This window comes from Enterocloster aldenensis (assembly GCF_003434055.1).
GTDB lineage: Bacteria > Bacillota > Clostridia > Lachnospirales > Lachnospiraceae > Enterocloster > Enterocloster aldenensis.
In genome coordinates, this window is record NZ_QVEX01000001.1 from 989,807 (window position 1) to 1,006,061 (window position 16,255).

Sequence of the window (16,255 nt, forward strand, 5' to 3'; positions counted from 1 at the left end):
ATCCTCCTATAATTGTCAAAATGTTATACCGTTATACCCCAAAGATTGCCATGAACGTACCGGCTGCAACCGCAGTACCGATAACGCCTGCAACGTTGGGTCCCATGGCATGCATCAGCAGGAAGTTGGTAGGATCTGCTTCAGAACCAACCTTCTGGGATACACGCGCGGCCATAGGAACTGCAGATACGCCTGCGGAACCGATTAACGGGTTGATCTTTCCTCCGGTAATCTTGCAGAGGAGCTTTCCGAAAAGAACGCCGCCAATGGTGCCGAAACAGAATGCAACAAGGCCCAGGACAACAATCTTAACGGTGGTTGCATTTAAAAATGCTTCAGCGCTGGTGGTTGCTCCGACTGAAGTTCCCAGCAGGATGACTACAATATACATCAGCGCGTTGCTTGCCGTGTCAGCCAGCTGCTTCACAACGCCGCTCTCACGGAACAGGTTGCCTAACATCAGCATGCCCACAAGAGGAGCTGTGGACGGCAGGATCAGACACACTACCACGGTTACGATGATTGGGAATAAAATCTTCTCCAGCTTGGATACCGGACGAAGCTGTTCCATCTTGATCTTACGTTCTTTCTCAGTTGTAAGCAGCTTCATGAACGGCGGCTGGATGATCGGCACCAGCGCCATATAGGAATATGCTGCCACTGCAATGGGTCCCATGATCTGTGTCTGTCCCAGCTTGCTGCACAGGAACAGGGATGTGGGGCCGTCCGCTCCGCCGATGATGGAGATGGCGGCCGCTTCCTTGCCCGAGAATCCCAGCAGGATAGCCAGGAAATAAGCGGAATAGATACCCAGCTGCGCCGCGGCTCCCATAATAAAGCTGATTGGGTTGGCTATCAGCGGACCAAAGTCCGTCATGGCGCCCACGCCCAGGAATATAAGGGACGGTAAAATGCTCCACTCATCCAGCTGGAAGAAATACCACAAAAGCCCTCCGGTCCCATTGGATGTCTGTTCCGGTGAATACATGATCTCAGGATAAATATTAACCAGCAGCATACCGAATGCAATGGGAATCAGAAGCAGGGGCTCATACCCCTTCCTGATGGCCAGATACAAGAACACCAGGGCTACTACGATCATTGCATAATTGCCTGCGTCCAAATGGAAAAACGCCATCTGGTTCAGCAGGTTGTTAACTATATTGCCAAAATCCATAATGTTCCCTCCATAATGAATCCCATATTACTATGGACCCACCTATTTTATTAGTTCAGAGTAGCCAAAACCGCGCCTGATTCAACGGAATCGCCAGTGGATACATTAATGCTGGCAATGGTTCCATCCTGAGGAGCCACGATATCATTTTCCATCTTCATTGCTTCCAGGACCAGGATGACGTCGCCCTTCTTCACAGCCTGGCCAACAGCGCCCTTAACAGCCACTACCTTGCCAGGCATTGGAGCCGCAACCTGTACGGAGCCTGCTGCGCCTGCCGGTGCAGGAGCTGCCGCCGGCGCGGGAGCTGCTGCCGGTGCCGGTGCCGCTGCTGGCGCAACAGGAGCTGCTGCCGGTGCAGCACCTGCGGCTGCGCCTTCTTCTACGGTTACTGCATATGCTTTTCCATTAACTGTAATTGTATATGTCTTCATTATATAATTCCTCCTGAAATTAAGAATAATTACGGAATCCTGTTCCTATCTCCGCCTGGAACCCTGTACGCGGCGGATGGAACGAACCACCAGACCGTTAGAAGAAGTTCCCTCATAAGCGGCTATGGCCGCTGTGATAACTGCTACAAGCTCGGCATCGCCGGATAAATCCGGGCCTGCTGCCGGTGCTGCGGGCGCTGCCTTTACCGGAACCGGTGCTGGCGCCGGCGCATCATTCTTTGCTTTAAGCCCATTCTCCCACTTGTGGATCAATTTGAAGCAGGCAATCAGCAGGCTGATGAAAATCAAAACAGTAAACACTGTCCCGATACCAATCACAGCATATACCGTGGCTGTCTCCAGCAGGCTGCCCACGCTCTTATCATCTTCCGACGCATCAACCAGTTCGGTAAACTCAGATACAACCTTGCCGGTGGCATCATTTACATTGACCACATACTGCATCTTTCCTTCGGTGAAGGTAACCGGAAGGGCAACCGTATAGCTGCCGTCAGACAGGAGCACCACCGATGCGCCGTCCAGATCCACATCCCTTACTTCGCCGAATTCATGCTTCGCATCAATCAGGACATTAAAGTAATTAACGCTGTCTTCGGTTCCCACTTTCTCATACATGGCCTTCTGGACATTCAGCTGTTCCAGGGATACTGACAAATCCTGTGCCGCCTGTATTTTCTTACTGATGGCCATGTTCTCATCTACGGGGGTTCCCTCCATGCTGATCTGGGGAACTTTTGCTGCAGCATCATCCTGTTTAGCAGAGCAGGCAGACAGGCTCATCAGGCAGGCAGCCATCAGAACCGCTGCTGCCGCTCGTTTCATTAATCGTCTCATATACCTGTCACCTCTCTTTAAACCGTGCCATGCTTCTTAGACGGACGGTCCTCTCTCTTTGTGAACAGCATTTCAAAGGCCGCGATTACCCTCTGACGGGTCTCCTCTGCCTTGATGATATCATCTACATATCCTCTCTTAGCAGCCGCTACGGCGCTGGACTGCAGCGTGGTATACTCTGCTGTCTTCTCCGCAATCAGGGCAGCCGCGTTCCCGGATGCGCTGATTTCGCCTGCGTACATGATTTTAACTGCTTCAGCCGGATTCATCATGCCGATGACAGCGTTCGGCCATGCGTAAACCACATCCGCGCCAATGGACTTGCTGCCCATGGTCAGGTATGCGCTGCCGAATGCCTCCTTCACAACAACCGTTACCTTTGGCACGCTTGCATTGGCATATGCATAGGTAAGGCGCGCCGCTGCCTTGGCAATCCTTCTCTCGCTGCACTTCTTAGCCTTGTAGCCCTTAACGTTCACAAGGGTAAGTACAGGAATGTTGAAGGCGTCACAGAAATTGATGAAGTCCGTTGCCTTATCACAGCCCTTGCCGGACAGTACGGCCTCAAACTCTTCCTTCTTCTCACCGTCTTCATAAACCTCGGTGCGGTTTGCAACGCAGCCAATGGTTGTCCCATTCAGGCGGATGAAGCCGGTTACCATGCAGGGTTCATAAGCTTTCTTAACTTCCATAAAGAAATTATTGTCAGAAATCATGGACAATGCCAGGGCCGTATCCCCTGTGCATGCACCCAGGTTCTCACATATGCGGTTTAAATCATCCTGGCACTCGCCATAGGACATATCATCTTCATTATTGGATGGCAGTATGGATACCAGGCTGCGTATCTGGGACAGGATAGAGGCTTCGTCCCCTGTAAAATCAGCCAGACCTGACTCCCTGGCCTGGAATTCAGCTGAGGAAGTGTCACATTTTTCCTTGTAGTTCCCATCAATTGCATTCGGTGCATTGACAAACAGCCTGCCGGACTTCTCTTCCATAAAGGTGAAATCCGTAATGCCTGCAGATACCGCCATGCCGCCGCCGCAGGTTCCAAAGATTGCTGTTATCTGTGGAATCACGCCGGATGCCATGGTCTGGCTTAAATACAGCTTCCCAAAGCCGTCCAGTGCGTCGGTTGCTTCCTGAAGACGCAGTCCTGCACAGTCCACTAGGCCAACCACAGGCGCTCCCATCTTCATTGCCATGGAATAGATGTTGCAGATCTTCTTTGCATGCATTTCACCCATGGAACCGCCTAATACTGACGCATCCTGGCTGTATACATACACCAGGCATCCACCGATGGTACCATAACCGGTAACCACACCATCAGCCGGGGTCTCCTGCTCAGTCATGTTAAAGTCCGTACTTCTGGCAGTGATGTACGCGCCGACTTCAACAAAACTGTTCTCATCAAGCAGTGCCGCGATGCGGCTGCTTGCTGAAGTTTGTGCTGAATTACTCATTTTCCAGTCCTCCATCATTCATAAGTTTAACAATATCTAAGCATCACAGCCGCCCAAAACAGCCATGACGCAAAAAAAAGCAGAAATATTGCCACATACTATTATAATAATAAATTTGTCAAATTTCAAGTTCTTTCGGTATAAAAAGGTGAAAATATTAACGAACCGCCAAATGGGGAATATGGAAAGGAGTTGTAGCATTTCCAAAAGAAAAAGAAAGGCTGCAGCTCCATTTTTGTTAGATAGTACTCAATAATTTTTATCCGATTGAAAAAAATTTGTCATGGATGACCTGGACCGCTTTATCCGCATCCTTCTTGTCAACCAGTACCGATATCTTAATCTCGCTGGTGGAAATCATGTTGATGTTGATATTGGCATCGTAAAGCGCCTCAAACAGCGTGGCTGCCACCCCGGGATTGTTGATCATGCCCGCGCCCACAACAGAGACCTTTGCGATTTCCGTGTTGGTCTCAAGCCGCGCATAGCGGATTTCATCCCTGTGGTCCTCAAGAAGCCCGGCCGCCCTTAAAAGGTCTGATTCGGCAACGGTAAAGCAGATGTCCTTGCCCTCCTCATGGCCAATGCCCTGAAGGATGATGTCCACATTGATGTGGTTCTGGGCCAGAAGGGAAAACACCTTAAAAGAGGTTCCTATTTCGTTGGGCACCCCAATCAGTGCAATCCTTGAAATATTCTTATCCTTTGCCACGCTGCTGATATATGACTTTTCCATACGCTTTACTACTCCCTTCACTTTTGTGCCCGGATGGCCCGTAAAGCTTGAGAGCACCTCCAGTCTCACATTATATTTCTTTGCCATCTCCACCGAACGGTTATGTAACACCCGGGCGCCCAGGGTGGCCAGCTCCAGCATCTCGTTGTAGGTCACCTCATCCAGCTTCCTGGCTCCCTTTACCGTCCTTGGATCCGCGGTGTATACGCCGTCCACATCCGTGTAAATCTGACATAATTCCGCATCCAGGGCGGCTGCCAGGGCCACTGCCGACGTGTCGGATCCCCCCCTTCCAAGGGTGGTGATATCCTGGTTCCTGTTGATTCCCTGGAATCCGGTGACAATGACAATCTTCCTCTGGTTCAGCTCCGCCTCAATCCGCTCCGTGTCCACCCGCTTGATCCTGGCGTTCCTGGAAACCGTGTTGGTGAACATGCCGGCCTGCCAGCCCGTAAGGGATATGACGGGGCAGCCCAGGGCTTCAATGGCCATGGCGCACAGGGATACTGATATCTGTTCCCCTGTGGACAGCAGCATATCCATCTCCCGGTTGGATGCATTGGGATTCACCTTCCCTGCCATCGCTATCAGGTCGTCCGTGGTGTCTCCCTGTGCGGAAAGCACGGCCACTACCTGGTTTCCCGCCTTATAGGTGTCCGTGATGATTTTTGCCACATTACGGAGCCTGTCTGTGTCAGCTACCGAGGTCCCTCCGAATTTCTGTACAATTAAACCCATACCTGTTCCTTTCCATACCTGTTCTGTGTACTCCCGGAATCTCCGGGAGTACACTTCTATAAAAAGGAGCAGCGACCACCAGGTACACTGCTCCTTAAGCCTTTTCTATTAATATTTTACACGCTGGGCCTTGTTTGTCAACCAGAGCGTGTTTGAAAATTGCTTTCCGTCGGCTGTGCGTCCCACTTTGTGGGAGATTTGGCCCAAATGAGCGCGGCGTAGCGGGCTACGTTAAGTGAATTTGGGCCAAATATACCGCGAAGTGGGGCGGGCAGACGGCGGGAATGAATTTTCAAACACGCTCCAGGGCCTTTAATTTTCCAGGCTCCTCCACTTAAAGTTTGGCACCACATCGGACCATTTGCTGATACCGATGATGGGTTTGGCAAACTCCGTTGCCTCCAGGGTGGCATTTTTCTTATCAATATCCCTGAATACCTGCCATATCTTCTTGCGCTTGGTTGCCACTATCAGGTTGGGCTGGTTCATATCGCATTCCCAGAGTCCGAACTTCAGGCCGTCCTTTGCCTCTGAAGGCGCATCCACCTGGCGGCTCACCGTATAGGCGTCAATATATGGGTTGCTGTCCACCAGGTAATAGGAGTAGGCATAAGCTGCCGCCTGGATTTCAGGTATGTTGCCCCTGGTGGGGCTGTAGGACGTAAAGCCCTGCTCGGTCAGTATGATATGGCGCACATGGCCGGAGGGGGTGCGCAGCGTATCCTGCACAAAATAATCCGTCAGCACGTTCAGGTTGGCAAAGTTGATGACCGGGGAATTAAAATCATTGGTAAAAAGTCCTGTGGACTGCGGGTCATCCCAGAATTCCGGCTCCGTCATGGGGCATGGATACGGATGATATGCCAGCCCCCACTCCATCTGTCCCTCTGTGTTGGCAATGGAGTTGAAACTGTCCACAATCTGCTTGCCGCCGTATTTTAGCTTGCCGTCAATCTCGTTCATCCAGTTATAGTCCAGGGAGAAGTAGACCCTGTCGTTGGCATTGGTGCTCTTGATGGCAGTGTAAATCACGCGGAAGGCTTTCTGGTACGCCCTCACATAGGCGGTCAGGTCCGTTGGCCCCATGTAATTCCACTGCTGGTTATTAATCTCATTGCCGATGATCCAGTTGGACACCTTGCCGTAATTGGGGTTCTTGCCGCTGTAATGGTCTGCCAGGAAGGAGGCGATTGCCTTGGTCTGCTCAAATCCGTTCTCAGTCTGCGCATTGAACATATAGTAAAATGCATTGGAATTCTTCTGGGTCCCCGGGTAGATAAGGTCGGGGGTGTTGGGGTTCCAGTCGTTAAGCAGGATGACCGTAACGGTCATTCCCTTGCCGGACAGGGCGCTTATGGTCTCGTCATAGGCATCCACCACCGCCTTGTTGAAGTTGTAGGTCACCCCGTCATAATCATAGGTGATGCCGGTACCCATGATCTGGGAAAATGCAATGTTGGTGGTCACATGCTTCACGCCCAGGTCAAAGGCGTCGCTGAGCATGTCAATCTCAATATTCAGGCCCTTCTTGGTTAACGGGTCCTTGAAGGCTTCCTGGTTCTTTGCCACGATCTCCGGATTGGTAATATAGTGGGGTTTGCTGACCGACAGGAAGTCCGCTCCGTCATACACAGCCAGCACGAACCTGCTGTACAGGCGGTCCTGGGGTGTTCCCAGGTTCAGGGGAATGGTCACCGAAGTGCTCCCAAGGGCTGCTGCCGATGCGGCATAATCCCTGCGGCTTCCAATCTCATCCTCAAAGGGCTGCATCTCAAAGATATAAATCTTCCCGTCCGTGCCGGCCGCGTCCCCGCTGCTGCTAAACCCAATCTCAATGTTCTGTTTATCCCCGGTAATCTTGCAGGAGGTTATCTGCCCCGACACGGCCGGGACAAATGCCTGGTCCTGGGCCGCCGCCTGGGCTGCCTGGTCCTGGGCCGTGTCCGCATAAGCGTACGTGCTGCCCAGTGCCGCAGTGGAACATAGCAGGGCTGCTGCCAGCGCAAACATCTTTCCTCCCTTGAATATGGTTCTTTTCATTCTTTTATTCCTCCCAGCTTTCTCCAGAATAGGATACAAGGTACATCATACAGGATTAAGTTTACATTTTCCGTGAACTTTTTATTACATGTCTCTTAATTTTCCCACCGCAAAAACAGCGGTATTTTGCTGCTTTTCTCAGATATCGGTGACTGAACCGTGTCCAATGAGGCATGATGCCAGGAGGATTTTAAGAGATACCGGGATGGCGCCCTTAACACAGGATGGCGTCCAGGCAGTCCCTGCCTCGAAGTGGGGCGTATAGATGGCGGGAATGAATTATCAAACACGCTCTAGGGCAGATGGCGGGAATGAATTTTCAAACACACCCTGGTACGCGTTCTTTTGGTACCCTTTCATTTTATGTCCACTCTGTATTTTTATGATAGGATGGAAGAAATTTTACATTTTACCCGGTGGAAACCCAGGCTGATATACTATTGATAAAACATTTCCCATGTGATACCATGTAAATAATACCATGAGACTAATTTAAAGCGGAGGGACAACCGTGAGTATCAGCCAGGACGCACAGGAAAGAATCAATCAATATGCAAAAAAACGTGTTGTAAGTACTCTTATCAATGACATGGTCTCAGAGGCACCGGCCCCGCAAGAGTCCATTCAAAGCACTGGCAATACTGACGACACCAGCCTTGCCGACAATACCATCCATACTGACAATACCGGCCATACCCACACTGCCGTCAATACCCACAATGCCGGCTATACCCACAATGCCGGCCATACCCACTATACCGGCCGGGAAACGGAAGGCCTTATTTATGGCGGTTTCATCATCATTGGTATTGCCGCAGGGGCATTGTCCGGGTATTTCTGCGGCGGCGGGCATAAAAAATTCTTATCCGGCGGCTGGGCCGATACATTCGCCGGAAGCATGGCAGGGCTGATGATTGGCATAGGTTTAGGGAAGATTGTAAATGCAGTCCTTCATATAACGTGTAATAAATAACCGCCCTGCCCCAGTTCCGGATTGATATCACGTATCAATCCAGCTTCGACACATCAATTACAGCCCCTGTATCAGCCGGACCTACCAGCGCCGCATACTTGGCCATGGCAGGTTTCCTGGGCTTTCTGATTGGCACGAATGTTTTCCGCCTTCTGTCAAATTCCTCTTCTGTCACCTCAATATGCAGGCTGCGGCCCGGGATATCAATCTCTATGATATCCCCGTCCTCCACCAGACCGATGGGTCCGCCGGATGCTGCCTCAGGCGATACATGGCCCACGCAGGGCCCATGGGTTGCGCCTGAGAACCGTCCGTCCGTGACCAGGGCGCAGTCCTCATCCATGCCCCGGCCCATGATAAGGGCTGTGGTGGAAAGCATTTCCCTCATGCCCGGGCCTCCCTTGGGGCCTTCATACCGGATGACAATGACAGTTCCCTTTTCTATCCCGCCGCCGCTGACAGCCGCGTCCGCTTCCTCCATGGAATCAAAGACCCTTGCCTTCCCACGGAAATGATACATGGCAGGCTTTACCCCTGACTGCTTTACCACCGCGCCCGAGGGCGCCAGGTTTCCCTTGAGGACCGCAATGCCCCCTTCCGGCTTCTGGGGCTTATCCATGGATTTTAACACCAGGTCCGGCCGGGCCTGGATTGATTCAAGAAGTGCTCCCAGCGGCCTGCCGGTAATGGTCAGGACATCCTTATGAAGCCTGGTCTCAATTGTCTTAAGCACTGCCTGGATTCCGCCGCTGGCATCCAGGGATACAATGGGATAATCCCCTGAGGGCTGGAGATTGCACACAAACGGTACCTGGCGGCTGATGCGGTCAAAGTCCTCCAGTGTCAGTTCCACCCCTGCCTCATGGGCAATGGCCATCAGATGAAGCACCAGGTTGGTGGAGGAACCGGTTGCCATGGCCCCGGCGATACCGTTGAGCATGGCCTCCCTGGTCAGTATCTTTCTTGGGGTTAGGCCTTCCTTAAGCAGTTCCATCACACACCGCCCCGATGCCTTGGCAATACGTTTCCTCTTATTGGACACGGCCGGGGCGGTTCCCGCGCCGGGCAGGGCCATTCCCAGTACCTCGGTCAGCATGCACATGGAATTGGCGGTTCCCAGATGGGCGCAGCTTCCAACCGTTGGAAGGGCGGCCTTCTCAGCCTCCTTCATCTCCTCCAACGTCACGGTCCCCATCTCCAACCGGCCCGGATACTCCCGCAGCTCTGAGGAACAGAACAGCGGGTTGCCCCCCACGTTGCCGGGAAGCATGGGACCGCCGGGTACAATCACGGCCGGAATATCCAGCCTGGCGGCAGCCATCAGCATGCCGGGTATGATCTTGTCACAGCCAGGCAGCAGTACCATGGCGTCAAAATGATGGGCCTCCACCACCATTTCCACGGAATCCGCAATCAGGTCCCTGCTGGCCAGCGGATAACACATCCCCTTATGTCCCTGGCACAGGCCGTCACAGATTGCAATGGTTTCCGACTGCCTTGGCACTCCGCCCGCTTCTATGATACCCTGCTTCACATAGTCCGCCAGTTCCCGAAGATGCACATGCCCCGGCACCATCTCGCTGAAGGAGCCGATAACCGCTACAAATGGCTTCTTCATATCCTCCTCGTCCATGCCCGTGGCGTATAAAAGAGCCCTCTGGCCGGACCGCCCAAGACCATTGGTCAATGTGCTGCTGCGGTACCTCCTGTCCTTCATCTCAAATTCATCCTCAATCCCTTTCCCAATTTCTTCCCTGATTTCTTTCCCAATTTCTTTCCCAGTTTCTTTTTCAGTTTCTTTCTCAGTCCCTTTCCCAAAATCCATATCACGGCCTCCTTTGTCCATCATCAATCCTGCACTGCGCAGATATTCCATATCTTTATTATAATCCCCGGTTTTCAGGAAGTAAAATTAATAGTTATTGATGCAGTGTTAATTTTTCTAACAGTATTATTTTTCCATTATTGTTTTTCTTTTCATTTCCTTCTATAATAAAGATAGAATGAAGAAGGAGGCTTCCATGAACCTGAAGGAAATTGAATACATTGTGAAAATATCCGAGGAACGCAATGTGACAAGGGCAGCGGAAAAGCTTTTTATCACCCCGTCCGCCCTGAACCAGCAGCTGCTGCACCTGGAGCGGGATATCGGCACGCCTCTGTTCAACCGCTCCCGCACCGGCTGGACCCCTACAGAAGCCGGGGAAGTCTATCTGGAGACCGCAAGGGAGATGCTGCGCATGAAGCGTGAGGCCTACCACCGCCTGCAGGATATCGCGGCAGTCAAAAAGGGCACCCTTTCCATTGGTTTCCCGCCGGAAAGAGGCGCCCACATGTTCACGTATGTATATCCTGATTTTCACAGGGAGTATCCGGGGATTGTCATCCATGTAACTGAGGCAAGCGTGCGCAGGCAGCAGCAGATGATTGCCCGGGGCGGCCTGGATATCGGCTTCATGACCCTGAGCGACAGCCAGAAGACAGAGGATACATATATCCATATTGCCTCTGAGGAACTGATTCTTGCAGTCCCTTCCGTCCATCCCCTGTGCGGCCAGGCTTACCGGGACGGCAGCGGCCCCTATCCGGTGCTGGATATCACCGGGCTTAAGTACGAACCATTTGCCCTGATGTACAGGGAGTCCACCATACGGGAATGTGTGGACAGCATTTTCCGGCAGGCCGGTTTTGTGCCTAATGTACTGTTTGAGACTTCCAGGGCCAAAACCATCATTGATATCATTGCTGCCAGGATGTGCTGCGGACTGGTCCCCTACACGGATTCCATCCCGCCCAGGAAGGAAGTGGCCTTTTTCTGCCTTCCCGGCCATCCCACCTGGAACCTGGCCGCCAGCTACCGTAAGAACAGCTATCTGAGCATGCCTGCCAGACATTTTATTGAACTGGCATCCGCCTACTGGAAAGAGGAACTGGCGCCGCACCATATGGATACCAGTGCTTCATCCGGCCAGTAACTACAGTGACAGTACCGTATATTTTGTCAGTCTGCAAGGCGGAGGAGGGAAGCGGAGTGGTTCCTCCGCTGACTGACGACAACGCGGCAGATGGCGGGAATGAATTTTCAAACACACCCTAGCACAGCTTTTCCATGACGGATGCGGATGTCTTTTCATTATTAATACTGCAGGTATCATAGTACCTTCTGTAATATTCCGTGTACAGAAGGTCAATCAGGAACAGCTGGCTGATTTCCGCGGATGAGGAACCTGCCTGAAGAGGGCTTTCATTGGCTCCGCAGAGCAGCACCATGTCCCCGTAGGCGGTAAGGGGGGACTTGATGAAACGGGTGATGCATACAATATCCGCCCCTGCCTTCTTGGCCAGTTCCGCCACATGGATGGTGTCCTTGGTTGCGCCTGAATAGGAAAATACAACCGCGGTTTCCCCCTTTGTCATGGTGGAGGCCATCATGGCCTGCATGTGGGAGTCCGGGACACAGTATACCTTGGGTTCGATTTTTAAGAACTTATCGGCAGCCTTCATGGCAGTGGTCATGCTGGTCCCCACTCCGTAAAAGCAGATTCGCTTTGCACGGCGGAAGCACTCAATGACCTTCTCAAAGTTCTCGCGTTTTAACAAAGAATGGGTCTCCCTCAGGGCGTCGATATTGGAAGCCAGGACTTTCTGCGCCACCTGGGCAAAGGAGTCTTCCCTGCTTATATCGCCTTCAATCTGTCCCAGACCCTGCTTGCCTTCATTCAGGCTCAGTGACAGAAGCATTTTAAATTCCTGGTATCCTTTGCAGTCCATGGTCTTGCAGAAACGGAAAACGCTGGTATCCCCCACGCCGCAGGCTTCTGCCAGTTCCGTGATGGACATGAACAGAACCTTTTTGGGATTATTGAGGATAAAATCCGCCACCTTTTTTTCCGCTTTTGTAAATTGGTTGTATTCTCCCCTGATTCCCACTAAAAAATCCGCTGTCATATGCCTTCCTCCTTTGGATGCCCGCTATATGAAAAATTAATTTATCTTTATTATAAAAAAAAATATTTCTTTTAGCAAGAGAGGGGTGTTCCTATTATGAAGAAATTTTCCAAAAAAGAGCTTTTATCCATTCCTAACCTGATGGGATATTTCCGTCTGCTCATGATTCCGGCCTTTGCCTGGCTGTATCTGACCGCGTCCACGGACATGGATTATTACATGGCTGCCCTGGTCATGGGTATCTCCTCGCTGACCGATATGTTTGACGGCATGGTGGCAAGGAAATTCAACATGATCACGGAGTTCGGCAAGTTCCTGGATCCCCTGGCTGACAAACTGTCCCACGGCGCCATCCTTCTCTGCCTTTTAAGCCGGTATCCGCTGATTCTTCTGATGCTGGTCCTCTATGTGATAAAGGAAGGCTTCATGCTGGTCATGGGCATCCTCAAACTGCGCCAGGGCAAGAAACTCAATGGCGCCAAGTGGTTTGGGAAATGCTGTACCGCCCTTTTATACGTGGTCCTGTTCATTTTCCTGCTCTTTCCCCGTCTGCCGCTGGGGATTGTTAACGGGCTGATATATCTGTGCGCTGCCGCCATGGCCCTTACCCTGGCCCTGTACATACCGGTCTTCCGGAACCTGTAGGCGCTGCGGCCCTGTGGGCCGGTCTTCCGGTTCCTGCAGGCGCTGCGGCTCCAGCCATTGCTCATTGGTCCCCATCGCCGTAATCAGCCTCCTGGTACGCAGCGTCCTGGTATACCCGTTTCATGGTAAAACCGCGCCCCCTGACCTCATTAATCTGGTTGATTATCATAAATGCTTCCGGGTCCTGGTCCATCACAAGCTGGTTAAGCTTTGGCAGGTCGCGGCGCGCAATGACGGCCAGTATCATGTCCTGTTCCTTGTGCAGGTAACCTGTCTCCATATGCAGCAGGGAGGTGCCGCAGTCCAGGCGCTCTGCAATCAGCCGGTTTATCCGCTCATAATACCGGGTGACCACCTTCACCTGTATCCTCACATTACCGGACATCAGAACCTTGTTAAGCACCATGGTATATACGATGATCAGCAGGATTCCGTACAGGATTGCATGGGAATCAGCCACAATGAACTGCAGTCCCAGCACCACGCAGTCCATCAGGTAAAGGCTGAAGGAGATATTGACATCAAATTTCTTCTTAAGGATCAGGGATGGTATGTCCATGCCGCCCGTGGACGCCCCTGCCCGCATGACGATACCGATGCCGCCGCCTATAAGGATACCTGCGTAGATTACCGCCACCATCTTTTCCTCAAGCACAAACCCGCCAAAGCCGGAGCCTTCCAAAAGCCCCAGCATCACAGGGTAGATGATGGTGCTGATTACCGTGGTGACCGCAAACTGTTTTCCCAGGATCCACGCCCCCAGGATGAACATGGTAATATTGAAAATGCTGACAAAAAGGCTGATTGGTATTCCCACGGTGTGGGAGGCAAACAGGGCCAGTCCCGTGGTTCCTCCTGTTATCAGCCCATTTGGCACGATGAACATTACCACTGCCAGGGCATACATGGTGTTGCCAAGGACAATCTGTCCGATTCTTATGAGTTCCCTTGTTATCTTGTTTTTCTCTTCCATGTTTTTAGTCCTTTCTCACTGTAGCCGGGTAAAATCCGCAATAAAAAACAGCAGATTTCTCTGCTGTCATATCGTTCTATATGGAATGCTGCATGTAGTGCGGCCGCGCCGGGCCCTTAATGGTGATAAACCAATCTTCATCTGTTTAACCTTCTGTTCCTGTTCTGCCAGCCAAACGTAACCTGCCGAAAGGATATGGCATATCTGCCCGGCGGCCGGATCATCCTGCTGTATGCGTATGATAACACGCAGAAATAATGGTAACACGTTTTCTGCTGCATGTCAAGGCGGCCATTTGCGTCCCATTTTTTTCATTTCCATCCATCCCTCACTTCCAATCCCATCCGTCCTGTGTTAAACTAGAACTATAAAATACATAAGAGGGGGTATCACCATGAAACGACTCATCCGCTGCGCGAACCAGTATATCTGGGAATCTGACTGGAAACTCATCAGCTTACTGAAGTTCTGCCTTCTGTCCCTTGGCATCTGTATCGGTCTTTATGTGCCCAGCCAGAAGAAGAAACCCGTATTTTACATAGCTGCCGCCGCCTTCATCGTGAGCTACATTCCGCTTATGGCAAAGTTCCTCCGGATTGTGTGCGCCGATGATGGGAAATGATGGCGGATGCCGGTAACAGCAAAGCCTGAAATCACAGATGTCTAAAAACACAGATATTTAAAATGACAGATATCTAAAATCACAAATATGGCAAAAGCCGGCATCCCCCCACTTATTCATCGGGGACTGACCGGCTTTTGCCATATTCTTATATTCTACCATCCCTATGATGGCCTGCCGTCCACACGCAGCAGCGGATCCCTGCTTATGACCTTCATGTAAATACCGCAGAGCGCAATCTGCAGCAGGGTGGAGGCCGGCGTTGCCAGGCCGATCCGAAACAGGGAAACCGGTGCCAGCCTGCTCATCAGGTAAGACACGGGAATCCTGACCCCAAACGCCCCTGCAATTCCCTGAAGCATCACAAAGGCAGTTTTGCCGCATCCGTTGAAAAAACCTGTCATGCAGAACATGAAGGACACCAGCAGACAGTCAATGGCGTAGGCCCTCAGGTAATCAGCTGACGCCAGGACCACTTCCCTGTCCCTGGAGAAAATACCGGACAATATGTCTCCGTGGAAAAAGGTGAACCAGGCCAGGAACACACCGGCCCCCAGGGAGGTCAGGATACCGTATGCCAGGGCCTTCCTTGCCCGGTCCGGGCGCTTTGCCCCGATATTCTGTGCCACAAAGGCTGACATGGCCTGGCTGTAGGCCGATGGCACCAGAAGCACGAAGCCGGCCAGCTTTTCCGCCACCCCTACTCCGGCTGAAGGTATGACTCCCAGCGTGTTCACGATGGCTGATATGACAAGAAAGGAAATGGACACCAGCACATCCTGGAACGCAATGGGGAACCCCAGCTTTACGATGTGCCGCACCAGCGGCCGGTTCCAGCGGATGCTCTTCCGGTCAAATACAAAGGGCAGTTCCTGTTTCCTGATGATTGCAAAGGACAGCACAACGCTCACCACCTGCGCAAAGACTGTTGCAATGGCCGCGCCCGCCGACGCCATGCCAAGCGCCCCCACCAGCAGAAGGTCGCCTGCAATATTGACCAGGCATGCAATGGACACGGAAATCAGGGGAATCCTGGAGTTTCCCAGTCCCCGGAATATGCTTCCCATCACATTATACGCCACGATAAACACGGCGCCTGCCGAACATATCCTTACGTATGATGCGGTGCTGTCAAATGCTTCCATGGGCGCGCGCATCCACCCGGCGGCAGGCACTGCCAAAAACTGCATTACCACAGTGACCACAATCCCAATCCATGCAAATAACCAGATGCCCGCGCCTGCCACACGGCCCGCCTCTTCCGGCTGTTTTTCCCCAATCCTCCTGCCCAGCAGGATGGTGGTCCCCATGGAAAGTCCCACGATTGCAGTGGTTATGGTCTGCATGATCCAGCTTCCCGTGGACACGGCCGACACCTCTGAGGCCTGGCTGAACCGGCCCACAATCATCATGTCCACTGCCCCGTACATGGTCTGCAGGAACAGGGCTGCCAGCACCGGAAGTGCAAACCCCATAAGGGATGACAGGATATTCCCTTCTGTCAGGTTCTTTGGTTGGCTCATCTCTTCATTTCCTCCAAAAAAACCCCTGAAATGCTTTCACATTCCAGGGGTTCAATTTACGCTTGGACACAATATCTATTCAGATATACCTATAAAGGCAAATATGATTCATATAAAATGAA

The 16,255-nt window shown here is 52.0% G+C and carries 15 protein-coding genes; 4 read left to right on the forward strand and 11 right to left on the reverse strand.

The window, feature by feature from the left end; translation table 11 throughout:
- Positions 1-31: 31 nt before the first annotated feature.
- From DWX59_RS04670 to DWX59_RS04700, 7 genes are all read right to left on the reverse strand, one after another.
- Entirely contained in the window at positions 32-1,177 is a 1,146-nt protein-coding gene (locus DWX59_RS04670) for a sodium ion-translocating decarboxylase subunit beta (RefSeq protein ID WP_117556526.1), read from the reverse strand.
- A gap of 50 nt (positions 1,178-1,227) precedes the next feature.
- Positions 1,228-1,611, reverse strand: a complete 384-nt coding sequence (locus DWX59_RS04675) for a biotin/lipoyl-containing protein (RefSeq protein WP_008719698.1) — start codon at positions 1,609-1,611, stop codon at positions 1,228-1,230.
- A 45-nt stretch (positions 1,612-1,656) separates the two neighbouring features.
- Positions 1,657-2,466: an OadG family protein gene (locus DWX59_RS04680; RefSeq protein ID WP_117556528.1), complete on the reverse strand. Its 810-nt coding sequence runs from the start codon at positions 2,464-2,466 to the stop codon at positions 1,657-1,659.
- A 17-nt stretch (positions 2,467-2,483) separates the two neighbouring features.
- Positions 2,484-3,935 (reverse strand): acyl-CoA carboxylase subunit beta, encoded by a 1,452-nt coding sequence (locus DWX59_RS04685; RefSeq protein WP_117556530.1) that lies wholly within the window; start codon positions 3,933-3,935, stop codon positions 2,484-2,486.
- 259 nt (positions 3,936-4,194) lie between these two features.
- Positions 4,195-5,409, reverse strand: a complete 1,215-nt coding sequence (locus DWX59_RS04690) for an aspartate kinase (RefSeq protein WP_117556532.1) — start codon at positions 5,407-5,409, stop codon at positions 4,195-4,197.
- 137 nt (positions 5,410-5,546) lie between these two features.
- Positions 5,547-5,822, reverse strand: coding sequence for a DUF6783 domain-containing protein (locus DWX59_RS30220; RefSeq protein ID WP_409337923.1), 276 nt, complete (start codon positions 5,820-5,822; stop codon positions 5,547-5,549).
- Positions 5,722-7,449, reverse strand: a complete 1,728-nt coding sequence (locus DWX59_RS04700; protein ID WP_117556534.1) for a DUF5722 domain-containing protein — start codon at positions 7,447-7,449, stop codon at positions 5,722-5,724. Before DWX59_RS04700 ends, DWX59_RS30220 begins: the two co-directional genes overlap by 101 nt.
- Before the next feature lie 511 nt (positions 7,450-7,960).
- Here DWX59_RS04700 and DWX59_RS04705 point away from each other — a divergent pair.
- The gene (locus DWX59_RS04705) at positions 7,961-8,422 is read left to right on the forward strand and encodes a hypothetical protein (protein ID WP_117556536.1); all 462 of its coding nucleotides are present in this window, start codon (positions 7,961-7,963) and stop codon (positions 8,420-8,422) included.
- A gap of 34 nt (positions 8,423-8,456) precedes the next feature.
- On the opposite strand, the gene ilvD is transcribed toward DWX59_RS04705, so the two are convergent.
- Positions 8,457-10,247, reverse strand: coding sequence for a dihydroxy-acid dehydratase (gene ilvD, locus DWX59_RS04710; RefSeq protein WP_353626745.1), 1,791 nt, complete (start codon positions 10,245-10,247; stop codon positions 8,457-8,459).
- 196 nt (positions 10,248-10,443) lie between these two features.
- Here ilvD and DWX59_RS04715 point away from each other — a divergent pair, with 196 nt between their 5' ends.
- On the forward strand, positions 10,444-11,397 hold the full coding sequence (locus DWX59_RS04715) for a LysR family transcriptional regulator (RefSeq protein WP_117556538.1): 954 nt from the start codon (positions 10,444-10,446) through the stop codon (positions 11,395-11,397).
- Between the two features lie 118 nt (positions 11,398-11,515).
- On the opposite strand, the gene DWX59_RS04720 is transcribed toward DWX59_RS04715, so the two are convergent.
- A complete protein-coding gene (locus DWX59_RS04720; protein WP_117556540.1) occupies positions 11,516-12,370 on the reverse strand; it encodes a MurR/RpiR family transcriptional regulator in 855 nt (284 codons plus the stop codon).
- A gap of 96 nt (positions 12,371-12,466) precedes the next feature.
- Between DWX59_RS04720 and DWX59_RS04725 the strand changes: the two genes are divergently transcribed.
- Positions 12,467-13,015, forward strand: a complete 549-nt coding sequence (locus DWX59_RS04725; protein WP_117556542.1) for a CDP-alcohol phosphatidyltransferase family protein — start codon at positions 12,467-12,469, stop codon at positions 13,013-13,015.
- Positions 13,016-13,076: 61 nt separating this feature from the next.
- On the opposite strand, the gene DWX59_RS04730 is transcribed toward DWX59_RS04725, so the two are convergent.
- Positions 13,077-13,988 carry a YitT family protein gene (locus tag DWX59_RS04730; protein WP_117556544.1) on the reverse strand — a complete coding sequence of 304 codons (912 nt, stop codon included), beginning with the start codon at positions 13,986-13,988 and terminating at the stop codon, positions 13,077-13,079.
- Between the two features lie 394 nt (positions 13,989-14,382).
- Between DWX59_RS04730 and DWX59_RS04735 the strand changes: the two genes are divergently transcribed.
- Positions 14,383-14,610 (forward strand): permease of phosphate ABC transporter, encoded by a 228-nt coding sequence (locus DWX59_RS04735; RefSeq protein ID WP_117556546.1) that lies wholly within the window; start codon positions 14,383-14,385, stop codon positions 14,608-14,610.
- A gap of 164 nt (positions 14,611-14,774) precedes the next feature.
- Here DWX59_RS04735 and DWX59_RS04740 read toward each other — a convergent pair whose 3' ends face one another.
- A complete protein-coding gene (locus DWX59_RS04740; protein WP_117556548.1) occupies positions 14,775-16,133 on the reverse strand; it encodes an MATE family efflux transporter in 1,359 nt (452 codons plus the stop codon).
- Positions 16,134-16,255: the final 122 nt, after the last annotated feature.